We start from the raw sequence: 16,252 nt of genomic DNA on the forward strand, positions 1-16,252 counted from the left end.
TCTGGGCTGAACCTCGTGTCGACCTTTCTGTTGGAGATCGGGACCGAGGAACTGCCCGCTGACTTCGCCCGTCTCGCTTTACCGCAGCTCGAGCAGATGGTGGGTCGCGATTTCAGCGAGGCCCGTCTTGGTCATGGCGCCATCCGTTGCACCAGCACCCCGAGGCGTCTGGCGGTGCTGGTGGAGGCGGTCGAGCACGCCACCCCTGACCTCGAGGATGAACGTAAGGGGCCCCCAGCCGCTCAAGCCTTCAAGGATGGAGCGCCAACACCAGCTGCACTGGGTTTTGCCAAGCGCTGTGGCATTGCAGCGGAGGCCCTGGACGTGCGCGACACGCCCAAAGGCCCGTTTGTGTTTGCCACGGTGCTGGAGCGGGGCCGCCCGGCTGCGGAGCTGCTCTCGGAATGGATCCCCCTGTGGCTCGCCAACCTGCAGGGCCGGCGCTTCATGCGTTGGGGCTCAGGTGAGAGCCGCTTCTCGAGGCCGGTGCGATGGCTCGTGGCCTTGCTCGATGATCAAGTTGTTCCCGTCCATCTCGACGGCAGCGACCCTGACGTGAGCAGCGGTCACACCAGCCGAGGCCATCGTTTGCGCTGCGACACCGTGGTGATTCCCACGGCATCTCACTACGAGCAAGCCATGGCGGCCGCGGGTGTGCAGGTGGATCGCGCTGATCGGGCCCATTGGATCCGTGAGCAGGTGCAGGCAGCGGCCCAGCGTCTAAAAGCCGTCCCCGATCTGCCCAATGCTCTGTTTGAGGAGCTCACCGATTTGGTGGAGTCGCCACTGCTCATTGAGGGAAGCGTGGCCGACCACTACCTCGATTTGCCGGCTGAGGTTCTCAGCACCGTGATGCGTGCCCACCAGCGCTATGTGCCGCTGTATCGCCAGGGTGCAGTCACCGACCCGCTGGCGCTGGATGCGCGCTCCAGCCTCTTGCCGCGGTTTTTGTGCATTGGTAATGGCCTGCCTGAAGCCAGCGATCTCGTGCGTCGTGGCAACGAGAGAGTTCTGAAGGCCCGTCTGGCGGATGCGGAATTTTTCGTGAATGCCGATCGTGCCGTGGCGAGTATCGATCGCCGTGATCAGCTGGCCCGCGTCACCTTCGCGGCCGGCCTGGGTTCGTTGCTCGACCGGGTGGAGCGCCTGGAGTGGTGCACCGATGTGCTGTTGGAGCAGCTCTCCCTGCCTGAGTCCACCGCTGTCCACGCTCGCCGAGCCGCTCATCTGTGCAAGCACGATTTGGTCACCCAGATGGTGGGCGAATTCCCGGAGCTGCAGGGCGTGATGGGAGGCAAATATCTGCTCGCTGAGGGGGAACCGCGGGAGGTGGCACTGGCAGTGCTTGAGCATTACCTCCCGCGTGGTGCCGGTGATGATCTGCCGGCTTCCGATGCCGGGGCCGTCGTGGCCCTCGCCGAGCGCCTGGAACTGTTGCTGAGCATCTATGCCAAGGGTGAGCGGCCCAGCGGGTCCTCCGATCCCTACGCCCTTCGCCGGGCTGGCAATGGTGTGTTGCAGATCCTTCTGGCGAAGGGCTGGAGCTTCGATCTTCTGGCGTTCCTGGAGAGGGCAACGCTGCATTGGGCGCAGCTGCTTCCGGCGTTCAAGGTGGAGGCGCCGGCATTAGCCGGCGAGCTGGCCGAGTTGATGCGTCAGCGGCTGCAAAGCCTGCTGGAGGAATCCGGCACCGACGCAGATCTGGTGCAGGCCGTTGCCGGCGAAGGCGTGTCCATTGAACGGCTCATCCGTGATCCCGCCGATGCCCACCATCGCGCAGGTTTATTGATGGAATTGCGCAAGAGCGGAGAGCTGGCGGCGGTTCAGGCGGTGGTTACCCGCGCGGCACGCCTGGCTGAGAAGGGTGATCTCGGCGGGTCTGTGATGTCGGCTGCCGGTGTTGTGGATGCTGGCTTGTTCGAAAAGAGCAGTGAGGCCGGCATGTTGGCGGTGATCGAGCTGTTGGAGCCCATTGCCATCGGTGAAGCCATCGATCGCTATGCCCAGCTGGCTAAGGGGCTGATCGGTGGCGCTGCAGCCCTGGCTGCGTTCTTCGACGGTGAGCAGAGTGTGATGGTGATGGCCGATCAACCAGCGGTTCGCACCAATCGCCTCAACCTGCTGAGTGTGCTGCGCAACCAAGCCTCGGTGTTGGCGGATTTCAGCCGAATTAACGGCTGAGCAGCTGGCATTCGTCGCTGGCCTCTAGGGTGAGGGCTGAGCAGGTGATGCATCGCACCTGGTGATCAGGTTTGCCATTAGCTTGCAACATCCAAAACTTAAAAACCGCGGCGATTTTTCGCTAGCACCCTTTCGGCGCTCCAGCAACGCACTGGCGTTATGGCAGCTGCTGTCAACCCTGCTTCCCATGGCACTTCTTTGGGCAAGCCTTCCATGGATTTGTGGATCATGGGGGCCGCGGAGTGTGTTGCTTTTACCCGTGGTGGCACTGCTCGTGTTGTTTTCGGCCCGCAGTTTTTCATTGATGCATGACTGCGGGCATGGCTCGCTCTTTCGCAGCAAGCCCTTGAACCGACTGTTCGGCTTCCTTCTGGGTGTGGTGAATGCCATCCCGCAGCACCCCTGGTCGCGAGGCCACGCCTTTCACCATTTGCACAACGGCAATTGGGAGCGCTATCGCGGCCCCTCCGCCTTGCTCACCCTGGAACAATTCCAGCAGCTCTCACCCCAACAGCAGCAAAGATACGGCTGGTCGAGGCATCCGCTGATGCTTTTCCCCGGTGGCTTTTCCTATTTGGTAATCCGCCCGCGTCTGCAACTGCTTTTGGGCGTGGGGGAATGGCTTCAGGCGATGTTGGCTCACATTCGGCAGGAAGGATGGCGTGGGCTACTGAGCCTGAAAGAGCGCACCCATCACTTTCAATCAAGCCACTGGTATACGGGAAGTGAATTCATTGATCTGTTGGCCAATAATCTCTGTGTTCTGGCGAGCTGGTGGTGGATGAGCCATTGGCTTGGCATGGGTTTGTTTTGGAGTGTCTATGCCCTGGTGATGACCTGCTCAGCGGCTATCTTCATCTGCATCTTCTTCGTGCAGCACAACTTCCCGGGTTCCTATGCGAAAGCTACGGAGGGATGGAGTTACTTCAAAGGGGCGATGGAGGGCAGTAGCAATCTTATTCTTCCAGGCGTTCTTAACTGGTTTTCGGCGGATATTGCATTTCACAGTATCCATCACCTGTGTGAGCGCATACCCAATTACCACTTGAGGGCCTGCCATCAGGCGAATCAGCATCTTCTTGGCGATTGTGTGTATCTCCGCCTCCGTGATCTGCCTCGCTGCTTCAAGTTGATTCTCTGGGATAGCAGCCAGCAAGAACTTGTTGCTCTCCCCCAGGCCTAGATAGCATGGGGTACTGAACAACCAACAAAAAAGCCGCCCTAGGGCGGCTTTTAGCGTTTCACCGTGGTTGGGCCTAGCGTCCCCTCACCATCAGCTCTTGCCAGCCAGTGCCGGTTCACGTTCTTCGCTGCTGCCATCGCCAGCTTTGGGCGACTTGCCTTTGCCCACACGAATGCCACCCTTGATGGTGCTCACGGCCAACATGGCGTTCACCTCGGCTTCATCGCGAACAGCGCTGGACACGGGCTTGTAGCCCTGGGGTGCCAGAGCGTTGCCACGCAGCACCGAGCCGAGGGTCAGCAGGGTGAGTTTGAGCTGCTGCCAGGGGTTCATCATCACCACCCGCTTGTACAGATAGCTGTCGAAGGTGAGGCGCTGCACATCCTTGTCATCGCACATTTCCACAAACGCTTCGCGCGCGGCATCGTTGCGATAGAAGATGTTTTGCAGAATCTCCAGCACTTTGTAGGTGGCGCCGTACTGGCGGTCCCACTTCTTCAGATACTTTTTGAGATCAGCTTCGCTGGGCACTTTGCTGCCGCCCTGGCTGGATTCAACGATCTGTTCAGCGCACATGCGGCCGCTCTTAGCAGCAAAGTAGATGCCTTCGCCTGAGCTCTTGGTCACGTAGCCGGCAGCATCACCCACGAGAGCCATGCGACCCACCACCCGGCGCGGACGTGGGTGCTCGGGGATGGGATGAGCTTCAACCTTGATCACTTCACCATTCACGAGCCTCTTCTTGGCCCGCTCGCGGATCCCCTCCTGCAGGCTCTTGATCAGTGCTTGATTCTCCTGCATGGTGCCGGTGCCCACGGCTACGTGGTCATATTTCGGGAACACCCAGGCATAGAAATCGGGCGACACATCGGTGCCCACATACATTTCGGCCAGGCTTTCGTAGTACTTCATCTCCTCCGGCGGAAGCTTGATGCGCTCCTGGAAGGCGATCGCTACGTTGTAGTCGCCGGCATCCATGGCCTTGGCCACTCGGCTGTTGGCACCATCGGCGCCAATGATCAGATCCACTTCCAGGGTTTGACTGGTGCCGGTGGCCTCACCTTCGCTGTAGTCGGAGTAGGTGAGGGTGTAAGGACCCTGGCGGTTGGCGCCGGTGTCAATTTTGGTCACCAGACCATTCACCAAATGGGCGCCGAGATCGGCTGCGCGATTGCGCATGAAGGCATCCATCACCTCACGCCGGCACATGCCGATGTATTCGTCGGCGTTCTCGAGATTGATGTCCACCTCTCGGTTGGAGGGGGAAATCATCTTCATGTTGCGCACCTTGCGGTCGATGATCGACTCAGGCAGGTCGAACTCTTCCACCATGCACAGGGGAATGGCGCCACCGCAGGGCTTGGCGTTATCCAGCTTGCGCTCAAAGATCCAAGTTTGGATGCCGGCCTTGGCCAACACTTCCGCAGCACAGGATCCGCTCGGGCCGCCGCCCACCACCGCGACTCGCAACATCTTGAAACCCGCTCCGCCAGAAGGATGTTGGGCCGAAGCTAACACCGTTGCACCGGCAGCTGCTGACCTGCACTGGCCATCGCCTTACCATCGGTCCAACCCGACGCCTTGGGAGTCGTTGCTTGCCCAGCGCCAGTCGGCTGCCCACAGCACCACGCAACACCCGGCGCTCTGGCGCTGATGACATCCCGCTCGCCCAGCGCACCATCTCGCCGGCGCTCAAACGAAAGCCTCGTTGGCGCCTTGCTTTCACGGCGGCTGGATCTGTTGCTTTAGCAAGCGCAGCGCTTGTTGTGGTCTTCCCTCAGCCTTTGCGACGCCTCTTGGCGCCGCCGCCTGTGAAGGGGCTGTCGGCCCGGGTTGGCATGGATGGCCGCCTGCTGGGCCACTTTCCTTATCGCGAGGCCCAAACGGCTGCTCTGGTGAGCATCGCCCCCGGTGTTCAGCTCCATCGCGACGCAGCTTTGGCCCTCGACCGCCTGCTGGCTGCTGCTGCGGCTGACGGCATTGATTTACGCGTGCTGAGCGCGTATCGATCGATTGATTTGCAGAAGCAGATTTTCTTTGAGGTGAAATCGGAGCGCAATCAAAGTGCTCTCGAGCGTGCACAGGTGAGTGCGCCACCCGGCTTCTCTGAGCACAGCACCGGTTATGCCGTTGATCTCGGTGATGGACGTGCCCCTGGAACCAATCTCTCTGAGCGATTTGAGTCCACACCAGCCTTTGCCTGGCTGCAGGCCAATGCCAATCGCTATCACTACACACTTTCGTTTCCGGCTGGTAACCCCCAGGGGGTGAGTTACGAGCCTTGGCATTGGCGTTTTGAAGGCACTGCTGAGGCGCTTCAAACGTTCGAAGCCGCGCAGCGGCTCGGCCGCTGATGGCTTCCTTACCTGAATTGCTCGCCCCGGCTGGCTGCTGGGATTCACTCAAGGCCGCTGTCGCCAACGGGGCTGATGCCGTTTATTTCGGTGTGGAGCACTTCAATGCCCGCTTGCGGGCCGAAAACTTCCGCATAGACGATCTGCCAGAGGTGATGCAGTGGCTGCACAGCCGCGGCGTGAAGGGGTTTCTCGCCGTGAATGTGTTGATCTTTCCCTCTGAGCTGCAGCAGGCCACGGCGCTTTTGCTGGCGGCCCATGCCGCTGGGGTGGATGCCCTGATCGTGCAGGACATCGGCCTCGCCTGGATGGCACAGGAGCTCACACCATCTCTGGCTGTGCATGGCTCCACGCAGATGTCGATCAGCAGTGCCGCCGGGGTGGCGATGGCTGCAGACCTGGGTTGCAGCCGTGTGGTGCTGGCACGTGAGCTGAGCCTGCGCGATCTGCAGCGCATCCAAGCGCAGTTGCGTCGCCGCGGTCTTGAGATGCCGTTGGAGGTATTCGTTCACGGCGCCTTGTGTGTGGCTTATTCCGGTCAATGCCTCACCAGCGAAGCTCTTGGGCAGCGCAGCGCCAATCGGGGTGAGTGCGCTCAGGCGTGCCGCCTTCCGTATCAGTTGATCGTGGATGGCGAGGAGCGCGACCTGGGCGAGCAGCGGTATCTGATGTCGCCGCAAGACCTCGCCGCCTGGGATCTGTTGCCTCAATTGGCAGAGTGCGGCATCGCCAGCCTCAAGATCGAAGGGCGCTTGAAGGACGCCACCTATGTGGCCGCCGTAACCGACGCCTATCGCCAAGGCTTGGATCGGCTGGCCGGCAGCGGCGATGGCGTGATTGATGCTGATCACCTTCGCCGTCAGTTGGAGCTCAGCTTTTCGCGTGGTCTGAGCCATGGCTGGCTGGATGGGGTGAACCACCGGCAGCTGGTGCATGGCCGCTGGAGCAAAAAGCGGGGTCCCTGGCTCGGTCGTGTGGAGGCCGTTGAGCAGGGTGGCCTCCTTGTTCTGCAGACCACACAGGCCTTGAAGCGCGGCGATGGCGTGGTGTTTGAGGTGGCCAGCGCGGATCCGTTGCTGCCCCCACGCGAAGTGGGTGGCCGTTTGATGCAGGTGGATCGTCTTCACCGCGGCAGGGTCGCTGTGAAGCTCGGGCCAGGCCGCGTGGACCTTCGCGGCTTGAAGCCCGGCAGCCCCTGCTGGCTCACCAGTGATCCACAGCTGGAGCGGCAGCTGGAGCGGCTGGCCCAGTCTGAGGCGCCGGAGCTGCGCCGGCCGCTGCGGCTGCGGCTGACGGGGCAGCTCGGCCAACCCCTGATTCTCGAAGCAGCACCGATGCCCCACCTGGTGGGTGGTCCCTGGCGAGTTGCCTCCGATCAGGTGTTGGAGCCGGCCCGCGGCTCTTCTTTGGATCGAGACCGGCTGCTTCAACAGCTCGGGCGCCTAGGTGGAACGCCTTGGCGACTGGAGGAGCTGGAGCTTGAGCTGGAGGGCGCGTTGTTTCTGCCGGTCGCCCAGCTCAATCAAATGCGCCGTGCCCTGGTGGAGCTGTTGGCCGAGGCCGCTGGTTCCCCACCCACGGCGGATACGCCAGCCCCCGCTGCCCCCTCAGCCGAGATGGCCGTTGCGCAGCTGAACTCGATGCTGGCCGCAGCGGCCCAGCCTGACCGCAGCTGTGCTCCAGAACCGGTTCAGCTCAACGTGTTGGTGCGCAGCCTTGAGCAACTCGAGGCTCTGCGGGAGCTGCGGGTGCACCGCGTGATCGTGGACCTAGAGCACCCTGCCCAACTCCGGCAGGCGGTGCAGCTTGGGCGGGGAATCTGGCCCGGTGGCCTCTGGGCCGCGGGTCCTCGCATCACGCGACCGGATGAATCGTGGACCATCGAGCCGCTTCTGCGCGCTCAACCGGATGGCTTTCTGGTGCGTAACGCTGATCAACTGGAGCGACTCACGCCGGAGGCCCCATGCAGCGGTGATTTCTCCCTCAATGTTGCCAATCCGCTGAGCGCCCGCTGGTTGCTCCAGCGCTGGGGGTTGGAGTGGATTACAGCCAGCTATGACCTGGCTCTTGATCAGTTGCTGGCCCTGGTTCGGGGCTGCCCGCCCGGCGCTGTGGACATCACCCTGCACCAGCACATGCCTCTGTTCCACATGGAGCATTGCCTGTTCTGCGCCTTTCTCTCAGACGGTCATGACCACACCGACTGTGGCCGCCCCTGTGAACAGCACACCGTGACCTTGCGTGATCGCAGCGGCGCTGAGCATCCCCTGCGGGCTGACCTGGGCTGCCGCAACACGCTGTTTAACGGCCGTGCGCAAACGGCTGCTGAAGCCCTGCCTCAGTTTCTGGCTGCTGGTGTGCAGCGCCTAAGGCTCGAACTTCTCGACGACAGCCCCGCCGATACCGTGCGCCGTGTGGAGCTCTACCAGCGCGCGATCTGTGGAGAGATCAGTGGCCGAGCCGTATGGCAGCGCGAACAGCTCGAAAGCAAACTGGGAGTGACGCGGGGCACCTTGGCGGAGCGGCGCTGAGCCCTAACTCTCCTCGTAGGCACTGCGATAGATTTGCTTCACGCACCGTAGGGATTCTCCGGGTCACGCTGCAAGGCCGACCTACTGAAAAAGAGTCCAGCTCCGATCGCAGTGGTTCATGCCCTGCGGTCAGGCTCAGGGGTTCCAGACACCGTTCCACGCCAACGCCTGCGGCGTGCGCTTTTGAGATCAACCAGCACCACCCAATTTATGAGCGGCGAGCATCCGGGAACCCCGATTCGCAATATTGCAATCATTGCCCACGTTGACCATGGCAAAACCACACTTGTGGATGCCTTGTTGGCGCAGTCAGGCATTTTCCGAGACAACGAGGCGGTGCCCACCTGCGTGATGGACTCCAACGACCTGGAGCGTGAACGCGGCATCACCATCCTTTCCAAGAACACCGCGGTGGACTTTGAGGGGATCCGAATCAACATCGTGGATACACCTGGTCACGCTGACTTCGGTGGCGAAGTGGAGCGCGTGCTTGGCATGGTGGATGGCTGCCTGCTCATCGTTGATGCCAACGAGGGCCCGATGCCTCAGACCCGTTTTGTGCTGAAGAAGGCACTCGAGAAGGGTCTGCGTCCAATCGTGTTTGTGAACAAGATCGACCGTGCTCGCGTTGATCCCGAGCAAGCAGTGGACAAAGTGCTCGATCTCTTCCTCGAGCTCGGTGCTGACGACGATCAGTGCGACTTCCCGTATCTGTTCGGCAGCGGCATGGGTGGCTATGCCAAGCCCGATATGGCCACCGACAGCGACAACATGCGTCCGCTGTTCGATGCGATCCTGCGCCATGTTCCGCCCCCGGTGGGCGATCCCGAGAAGCCTCTCCAGCTTCAAGTCACCACGCTCGATTACAGCGATTTCCTTGGCCGGATCATGATCGGCCGCATCCACAACGGCACGATCAAGGCCGGTCAGCCCGTAGCTCTGCTGCGTGATGACGGCAGTGTGAAGCGTGGCCGGATTAGCAAGCTGCTCGGCTTCCAGGGTCTCCAGCGCGTGGAGATTGAGCAGGCCCGCGCCGGCGACCTCGTGGCTGTGGCTGGTTTCGACGAAGTGAATATCGGCGAAACCATCGCCTGCCCGGATGAGCCCAAGGCTCTTCCCTTGATCAAGGTGGATGAGCCCACGTTGCAGATGACCTTTGTGGTCAACGACTCACCCTTCGCCGGCAAAGAAGGCAAGTTCGTGACCAGCCGCCAAGTGCGTGATCGCCTCAATAAAGAGCTGCTCACCAACGTGGCGCTTCGGGTTGAAGACACCGACTCTCCAGATCGCTGGTCAGTGAGTGGCCGTGGCGAACTCCATTTGGGCATCCTGATCGAAACCATGCGCCGCGAAGGCTATGAGTTTCAGGTGAGCCAGCCTCAGGTGATTTTCCGCACCATCGATGGCACTCCCTCTGAGCCCTTCGAAACCCTCGTGCTCGATGTGCCCGAAGAAGCCGTAGGCGCCTGCATCGAAAAACTCGGCATCCGCAAGGCTGAGATGCAGAACATGGAGAACACCAACGATGGCCGTACGCAGCTGGAGTTTGTCGTTCCCTCCCGCGGCCTGATCGGCTTCCGCGGAGAGTTCATCCGTGCCACCCGCGGTGAGGGGATCATGAGCCATTCCTTCCTCGATTACCGCCCGATGCAGGGCGAGTTCGAGACACGCCGCAACGGCGTGCTGATCGCCTTCGAGGAAGGCACCGCCACCTTCTATGCCCTCAAGAACGCTGAAGATCGCGGCCAGTTCTTCATTACCCCTGGAACCAAGGTGTACAAGGGCATGCTGGTGGGTGAAAACAACCGCCCGCAGGATCTTGAGCTCAACGTCTGCAAGACCAAGCAGCTCACCAACATGCGCTCAGCCGGTGCTGAAGAGCTCGACACCCTTCAGGCCCCGATGCAGATGACCCTGGAGAGGGCCCTTGAGTACATCGGCCCCGATGAGATGCTCGAGGTGACACCCGAATCGATCCGGCTGCGGAAGCTCCCTGTGAAAAAGCCGGCCCGCCGCTGAGTTCCGTTGTCGCACGAGCCTCTCTCTGAGGAAGCCAGCCTGATGGTCGATCCCCGCTTCGGGGAGGCCGTCAGGCTTTTCAATGCCGGCGAGTGGTACGCCTGCCACGATGGCTTCGAAGAGCTTTGGCATGAAACCCAATCCCCCTGCAGGCGTGTGCTCCAGGGAATCCTGCAGATCGCTGTGGCCCATCTCCATCTCGAGCGCGGTAATCGCCGCGGAGCCACGGTGCTCCTCGGGGAGGGGCTTGGTCGTTTGCACAGCGCCGGCCCTGAGGCCCTGGGACTTGATTTAGAGATCCTGCGTGACGCAGCCCGCTCCCGCTTGCAGGCGCTGCAGCAGGAGCTGGATCCTGAGGAGCTGCCGTTACCCCGGCTTCAGGCGATTTGCGCAGATGCCTGATGGGCCGGTCGAACTGAGCGATACGATGGCGTCATCCAGTTCAACCGGGGCGGGGGTCGCCGCAGCGCGCAGCATGCCCAAATACGCCTCTCTGGTTGCCGCAGTCCTGTTGATCTCTGCCCCATTGGTGCAGCGGCCAGTCTTGGGGCAATCGGATCCAGATCTAGCCCCAGCTCCAGTTGCCGCACCTTCTGATGGGCCGGTCCCTCAGCCAGCGGCTGAGCTTGCGCTCCCAGCTGATGCAGAGCCTGAATCGCCGCAGCCTGAACCCGAGCAACCGGCGCGCATCAGCACCGGCTTGGTCACGATCGAATCTGACCAACAGCGCGCTGATCAGCTCACCGGTGTGGTGACTGCCACGGGCAATGTGCGCATTGTTTATCCCGATGAGCGGGTGGTGGCCACGGCGCGTCAGGCCCAATACTTCAGCAAGGAGAACCGGGTGGTTCTTAGTGGTGATGTCGACATCGTGCAGGAGGGCGGCAACCTCATCCGCGCTGAGCGGGTGGTCTACCTGGTGGATGGCGAGCGGCTGATTGCGATCCCTCCCAGCGGCCAGCAGGTGTTCAGCCGCCTGAAGATTCAGCAGAAACCAGCTCCGCAGCCTCTGCCTAGCCAGCCAGCGGCGGTTCAGCCATGAGCCTGGTGCTTGATCAGGTGGCCCTCACCATCGCAGGGCGGCCGCTGGTGAAACAGGTGAGCCTCAACCTCAATCCCGGCGAGGTTGTTGGTTTGCTCGGTCCAAATGGAGCCGGCAAAACCACCACCTTCAACCTGGTGACAGGCCTGCTCCGGCCTGATTCCGGTGCTGTGGTGATGGATGAGCAGTCGGTCGCGGCCCTGTCGATGCCTGAACGTGCGCGACTGGGGATCGGCTATCTACCTCAGGAAGCGAGTGTGTTTCGCAATCTCAGCGTTCACGACAACTTGATGCTGGCGTTGCAGGAAAGCGGTGCACCTCAGAACCAACGTCGTCAGCGCGTGCAGCAGTTGGTCGATGATTTCCACCTAAGGCCTTTTGTACAACGCCGGGGTTTTCAATTATCGGGAGGTGAGCGCCGGCGCTGCGAGGTGGCCCGCGCCCTCGCTGTTGGCGTCCATGGCCCGCGTTATCTGCTGCTTGATGAACCCTTTGCAGGCGTTGATCCCTTGGCGGTCGCTGATCTGCAGGGGCTAATCGCCCGGTTGCGCGATCGCGGCATGGGCATCCTGATCACCGATCACAACGTGCGCGAAACCCTGGCGATTACCGATCGCGCTTACATCCTCACGGAGGGCAGCATTCTCGCCAGTGGCCCCTCACGCGAGATGGCCAATGATGCGTTGGTGCGTCGTCACTACCTCGGGGAGGATTTCCGCCTGTGAGCGACGGCCTGTTCTCGATTCAGCCCCTGCAGCGCCTTGGCCAGCGGCTGCTGCGTCAGTGGCAGCGCCTGCCCTTGATGGATCGGTGGCTCTCCTCTGAGTTGCTCGGTCCGCTGTTGTTTGGTGTCGCTGCCTTCACGGCAGTGTCGCTGTCGGTGGGGGTGGTGTTCGAGTTGGTACGCAAGGTGGCCGAGGCTGGACTGCCTCCACTGGTGGCCATGCAGGTGCTCGGTTTACGCCTGCCGGGCTTCTTGGTGCTGTCGTTCCCGATGGCCACGCTGATGGCCACCTTGCTGGCGTTCAGCCGTCTCTCCAGTTCCAGTGAACTCACGGCTTTGCGCAGCATCGGTGTACCCACCTGGCGCATGGTGGTGCCAGCCCTGGTGGTGGCCACATTGATGACGCTGCTCACGTTCGTGTTCAACGATGTGATTGTTCCAAGCGCCAATGTGGCCGCAGCCGACACGCTGGATTCGGCACTCGGTCGCTCGATTGCGGCGGAGCGCGGCGACAACGTGGTGTATTCCCGTTATGCCCAGATCACCACCGTTGATGAAGACGGCAAGGAGCGCACGAACAACGATCTGGCTCAGCTGTTTTATTCCCGCCGCTTCCGCGAGGGCAAGATGTATGAGGTCACGCTGGTGGACTTCACCAAGGCAGGTCACCAGCAGCTACTGATTGCCAAAACCGGCGTATGGAACGACGCCCGCAGCATGTGGGAGTTCCGCGATGGCCGCATCGTGGATATCGACAGCGCCAACAATCGCACCACGTCAGCCGATTTTGATCGCTACTACTACCCCTTTACCAAGGCCCCCCTCGATGTCGGCAAGTTGCCCAGTGACGCAGCTCAAATGACCGTTGCCCAGGCTTGGCGTGCCGAGCGTTTGCTGGAGCAGGCCGGCGATCGCAAAGAGGCCAGGCGTCTGCGTGTGCGGATTCAGGAGAAATTTGCGTTCCCTGCGATCTGCCTGGTCTTCGGTTTGATCGGCAGCAGCCTTGGGGTGCGTCCCAACGCCCGCACGAGCCGTAGTCAGGGCTTCGGAATCAGTGTGTTGCTGATTTTCGGCTACTACCTGATGTCGTTCATCTTCAGCTCACTGGGGATCAAGGGCACTCTGCTTCCCTTCTTTGCTGCCTGGATGCCGGTGCTGATCGGCTTGAGCGGTGGTTTGGTTCTGTTGCGCCAGGCCAGTCGCTGACGCAATCCTCGCGGCAGACTGGCCCCACGGTTCTGCCTTTCCCTTGCCCCCCTCCGCAGCGTTCGTGACCGATCCGGTTCTTGCCCTTGGCCTTGGCGCCTTCGCCTTGCTGTTGATCGCTTTACCTCTGGCGTTCTGGAGCGTGAGTGGCTCCGGCCAGGGGAGCCAGGCTGTGCGTTGGATGGTGGCCGCTGCCAACCTGGCGCTGACGGCTCAACTGGTGTTGCGTTGGTGGCAGTCGGGCCACTTCCCGATCAGCAACCTTTACGAATCCCTTTGCTTCCTGGCCTGGGCCTGCACCCTCACCCAGCTCTTGGTGGAGCGCAGCTTTCCCTCGCCCATCGTTGCAGCGGCGGCCACTCCCATGGGCTTGGGTTGTGTGGCCTTTGCCAGCTTCGCCCTGCCGGATCAGCTGCAACAAGCCGCTCCTCTGGTGCCGGCTCTGCGTTCCAGCTGGCTGGTGATGCATGTGAGCGTGATCATGGTGAGCTATGCGGCCCTGTTGGTGGGCTCGCTGGTGTCGCTCGCGGTGCTGTTCACCGATCGCGGCCAACAGCTTGAGCTGCGCAGCAGTTCGATCGGTAGCGGCGCCTTTCGCCAAGCCAGCCTGGCCACCAATGCGGGCTCCGCTGGCAGTTTGCAACTCAGCAGCGCCAGCCTTTCGCTCAGCGAGCAACTGGACAGCCTCAGCTACCGCACGATCACCGTGGGCTTCTTGCTCCTTTCAATCGGCATCGTGAGCGGTGCTGTGTGGGCGAATGAAGCCTGGGGTAGCTGGTGGAGTTGGGATCCCAAAGAAACCTGGGCGTTGATCTGCTGGCTCGTCTACGCCGCCTACTTGCACACCCGTCTCAGCCGTGGCTGGCAGGGTCGTAAACCGGCTCTCGTGGCGGTGGCTGGCTTGGTTGTGATTTGCGTCTGCTACATCGGCGTGAATCTGCTCGGCATCGGCTTGCATAGCTACGGCTGGTTTCTGAGCGCTTGATGTCCATAACAACGAAAAACCCCGAATCGATGCAAGCAGCATGGATTCGGGGTTTTGTTGCTGTGGCCTGCGGCGCAGGCCTGTCCACGAGCGAGATCGATCAGGCGGCGACAGCCACCGGGCGCTTGCTATTGCGGATGCCGGTGATTGCATCGGCGTAACTGGGCTGGTTGAACACACCAGAGCCGCTCACGATCGCGTTGGCGCCGGCTTCAATCACCTGCCAGGCGTTCGCGGCCTTGATGCCGCCATCCACCTCGATCCACGGGTCGAGGCCGCGCTCGTCACACATGCGGCGCAGGTCGCGGATCTTCTGAACTTGGCTCTCGATGAAGCTCTGACCGCCGAAGCCGGGGTTCACGCTCATCACCAACACCAGGTCGCACAGCTCAAGGCAGTACTCGAGCGTGTCGATCGGGGTGCCAGGGTTCAGCACGGCGCCGGCCTTCTTGCCCAGATCTTTGATCTGACCAAGGTTGCGGTGCAGGTGGGTGCAGGCTTCCACTTGCACAGAAATGATGTCGGCTCCGGCCTTGGCGAAATCGGCCACGTATTTCTCGGGCTCCACGATCATCAGGTGCACATCCAGAGGCTTCTGGGTCACCGGGCGCAGGGCCTCAACGATCAGGGGGCCGATGGTGATGTTGGGCACGAACCGGCCATCCATCACGTCCACGTGAATCCAGTCGGCACCGGCCTGGTCAACCGCACGCACGTCATCACCGAGGCGTGAGAAGTCAGCCGACAGGATCGACGGTGAGATCACCAGGGGTTTGGTGCTCATGGCAAGGCGTGAGGCGTGGGGAGCACGATTGTAGGAATGCACCTTCCAACAGCCTTTCAAGGCCCGATCGATTCGCGAGGGATCACCGGGGAAGCACTGATACAGTTGGCGGCGCTTCGAGCCTGAGAGGCCTTGGTGGTGCTGGCCGAACCGGCTTTCAGGCGGTTCTAACGGCAGCGCTCTTCAGTTCCTCTGGGCCCTGACCGTCCTTTCCCTTCGCCGCACCGCCGTGGATCGCACCCTGATTCAAGAAATTCTCGAGGTTGTTGAGCAGGCTGGGATCGCTTCCGCCAAGCTCACCGGCATGGGCCTCAAGAATGAGGCTGACGCCGCCGCTGTTGAAGCGATGCGCGAGCGGATGTACAAGATCCAGATGCAGGGCCGCATCGTGATCGGTGAGGGCGAGCGCGATGAAGCGCCGATGCTTTACATCGGTGAAGAAGTGGGTAGCGGCACTGGTCCGGGCGTTGATTTCGCTGTGGACCCCTGCGAAGGCACCAACCTCTGCGCCAACAGCCAGCCCGGCTCGATGGCGGTGCTCGCTGCTTCCGATCGTGGCGGTCTGTTCAACGCCCCCGACTTCTATATGAAGAAGCTGGCCGCCCCCCCGGCAGCCAAGGGCAAGGTGGACATTCGCAAGTCGGCCACTGAGAACATCGAAATCCTCAGCCAGTGCCTTGGCATCCCCAAGGATGAGCTGGTGATCGTGGTGATGGACCGCGCCCGCCACAAGGATCTGATCAAGGAGATCCGTTCCACCGGTGCCCGTGTTCAGCCCATTTCTGATGGTGACGTGCAGGCTGCCATTGCCTGTGGTTTTGCCGGTACCGGCACCCACTGCCTGATGGGCATCGGCGCTGCTCCTGAAGGCGTGATCTCCGCTGCCGCTCTGCGCGCCCTGGGTGGTCACTTCCAGGGTCAGCTGGTGTATGACCCGGCGGTGGCTCAGACCTCTGAGTGGGAAGGTTTGACCAAGGAAGGCAACCTGGCTCGCCTGGCCGAGATGGGCATCAGCGATCCCGACCGCATCTACGAGGCCGAGGAGCTGGCCTGCGGCGAAAACGTGGTGTTCGCAGCCACGGGCATCACCGACGGTCTGCTGTTTGACGGCGTGAAGTTCGAGAAGGACTGCACCCGCACCAGCTCCCTGGTGATCAGCACCCTCGACAACACCGCCCGCTTCACCACCACCGTGCACATCAAGGACGGCGCCCAGAGCATCGCTCTGCGCTGATCGTTCAGG

At 61.7% G+C, this 16,252-nt stretch carries 13 protein-coding genes; 11 read left to right on the forward strand and 2 right to left on the reverse strand.

Annotation, left to right across the window (positions count from 1 at the left end):
- Positions 1 to 15: 15 nt before the first annotated feature.
- Together glyS and KJJ24_RS03850 are read left to right on the forward strand one after the other, a co-directional pair.
- Positions 16 to 2,181 (forward strand): glycine--tRNA ligase subunit beta, encoded by a 2,166-nt coding sequence (gene glyS / locus KJJ24_RS03845; protein WP_214341275.1) that lies wholly within the window; start codon positions 16 to 18, stop codon positions 2,179 to 2,181.
- A 61-nt stretch (positions 2,182 to 2,242) separates the two neighbouring features.
- On the forward strand, positions 2,243 to 3,364 hold the full coding sequence (locus KJJ24_RS03850) for a fatty acid desaturase (protein ID WP_250544904.1): 1,122 nt from the start codon (positions 2,243 to 2,245) through the stop codon (positions 3,362 to 3,364).
- A gap of 90 nt (positions 3,365 to 3,454) precedes the next feature.
- On the opposite strand, the gene chlP is transcribed toward KJJ24_RS03850, so the two are convergent.
- Entirely contained in the window at positions 3,455 to 4,837 is a 1,383-nt protein-coding gene (chlP, locus tag KJJ24_RS03855) for a geranylgeranyl reductase (RefSeq protein ID WP_214341278.1), read from the reverse strand.
- Positions 4,838 to 4,959: 122 nt separating this feature from the next.
- Between chlP and KJJ24_RS03860 the strand changes: the two genes are divergently transcribed.
- From KJJ24_RS03860 to ccsB, 8 genes are all read left to right on the forward strand, one after another.
- Positions 4,960 to 5,718, forward strand: a complete 759-nt coding sequence (locus KJJ24_RS03860) for a D-alanyl-D-alanine carboxypeptidase family protein (RefSeq protein WP_214341281.1) — start codon at positions 4,960 to 4,962, stop codon at positions 5,716 to 5,718.
- Positions 5,718 to 8,249 carry a U32 family peptidase gene (locus KJJ24_RS03865; protein ID WP_214341283.1) on the forward strand — a complete coding sequence of 844 codons (2,532 nt, stop codon included), beginning with the start codon at positions 5,718 to 5,720 and terminating at the stop codon, positions 8,247 to 8,249. The genes KJJ24_RS03860 and KJJ24_RS03865 overlap by 1 nt, the downstream gene beginning before the upstream one ends.
- 210 nt (positions 8,250 to 8,459) lie before the next feature.
- The gene (typA, locus tag KJJ24_RS03870; RefSeq protein WP_214341285.1) at positions 8,460 to 10,268 is read left to right on the forward strand and encodes a translational GTPase TypA; all 1,809 of its coding nucleotides are present in this window, start codon (positions 8,460 to 8,462) and stop codon (positions 10,266 to 10,268) included.
- Between the two features lie 42 nt (positions 10,269 to 10,310).
- Positions 10,311 to 10,670, forward strand: coding sequence for a DUF309 domain-containing protein (locus KJJ24_RS03875; RefSeq protein ID WP_214341288.1), 360 nt, complete (start codon positions 10,311 to 10,313; stop codon positions 10,668 to 10,670).
- A gap of 298 nt (positions 10,671 to 10,968) precedes the next feature.
- The gene (locus KJJ24_RS03880; protein WP_371811771.1) at positions 10,969 to 11,310 is read left to right on the forward strand and encodes a hypothetical protein; all 342 of its coding nucleotides are present in this window, start codon (positions 10,969 to 10,971) and stop codon (positions 11,308 to 11,310) included.
- Positions 11,307 to 12,035, forward strand: a complete 729-nt coding sequence (gene lptB, locus KJJ24_RS03885; protein ID WP_214341295.1) for an LPS export ABC transporter ATP-binding protein — start codon at positions 11,307 to 11,309, stop codon at positions 12,033 to 12,035. The genes KJJ24_RS03880 and lptB overlap by 4 nt, the downstream gene beginning before the upstream one ends.
- 77 nt (positions 12,036 to 12,112) lie before the next feature.
- A complete protein-coding gene (locus KJJ24_RS03890; protein ID WP_214343269.1) occupies positions 12,113 to 13,240 on the forward strand; it encodes an LptF/LptG family permease in 1,128 nt (375 codons plus the stop codon).
- A 64-nt stretch (positions 13,241 to 13,304) separates the two neighbouring features.
- Positions 13,305 to 14,225, forward strand: coding sequence for a c-type cytochrome biogenesis protein CcsB (gene ccsB, locus KJJ24_RS03895; protein WP_214343271.1), 921 nt, complete (start codon positions 13,305 to 13,307; stop codon positions 14,223 to 14,225).
- A gap of 100 nt (positions 14,226 to 14,325) precedes the next feature.
- Here ccsB and rpe read toward each other — a convergent pair whose 3' ends face one another.
- Complete coding sequence (gene rpe / locus KJJ24_RS03900; RefSeq protein WP_214341298.1) at positions 14,326 to 15,009, reverse strand: ribulose-phosphate 3-epimerase; 684 nt, start codon at positions 15,007 to 15,009, stop codon at positions 14,326 to 14,328.
- Positions 15,010 to 15,238: 229 nt separating this feature from the next.
- Here rpe and glpX point away from each other — a divergent pair, with 229 nt between their 5' ends.
- Entirely contained in the window at positions 15,239 to 16,243 is a 1,005-nt protein-coding gene (glpX, locus tag KJJ24_RS03905; protein ID WP_214341313.1) for a class II fructose-bisphosphatase, read from the forward strand.
- The last annotated feature ends 9 nt before the right edge of the window (positions 16,244 to 16,252 follow it).

The sequence above is a fragment of the Synechococcus sp. LA31 genome, assembly GCF_018502385.1.
GTDB lineage: Bacteria > Cyanobacteriota > Cyanobacteriia > PCC-6307 > Cyanobiaceae > Vulcanococcus.

Bases quoted from the DNA above. Each gene is read 5' to 3' on its own strand.
- typA (WP_214341285.1), top strand. From the start codon at position 8,460: ATGAGCGGCGAGCATCCGGGAACCCCGATTCGCAATATTGCAATCATT.
- lptB (WP_214341295.1), top strand. From the start codon at position 11,307: ATGAGCCTGGTGCTTGATCAGGTGGCCCTCACCATCGCAGGGCGGCCG.
- KJJ24_RS03890 (WP_214343269.1), top strand. From the start codon at position 12,113: ATGGATCGGTGGCTCTCCTCTGAGTTGCTCGGTCCGCTGTTGTTTGGT.
- rpe (WP_214341298.1), bottom strand. From the start codon at position 15,009: ATGAGCACCAAACCCCTGGTGATCTCACCGTCGATCCTGTCGGCTGAC.
- KJJ24_RS03875 (WP_214341288.1), top strand. From the start codon at position 10,311: ATGGTCGATCCCCGCTTCGGGGAGGCCGTCAGGCTTTTCAATGCCGGC.
- KJJ24_RS03865 (WP_214341283.1), top strand. From the start codon at position 5,718: ATGGCTTCCTTACCTGAATTGCTCGCCCCGGCTGGCTGCTGGGATTCA.
- chlP (WP_214341278.1), bottom strand. From the start codon at position 4,837: ATGTTGCGAGTCGCGGTGGTGGGCGGCGGCCCGAGCGGATCCTGTGCT.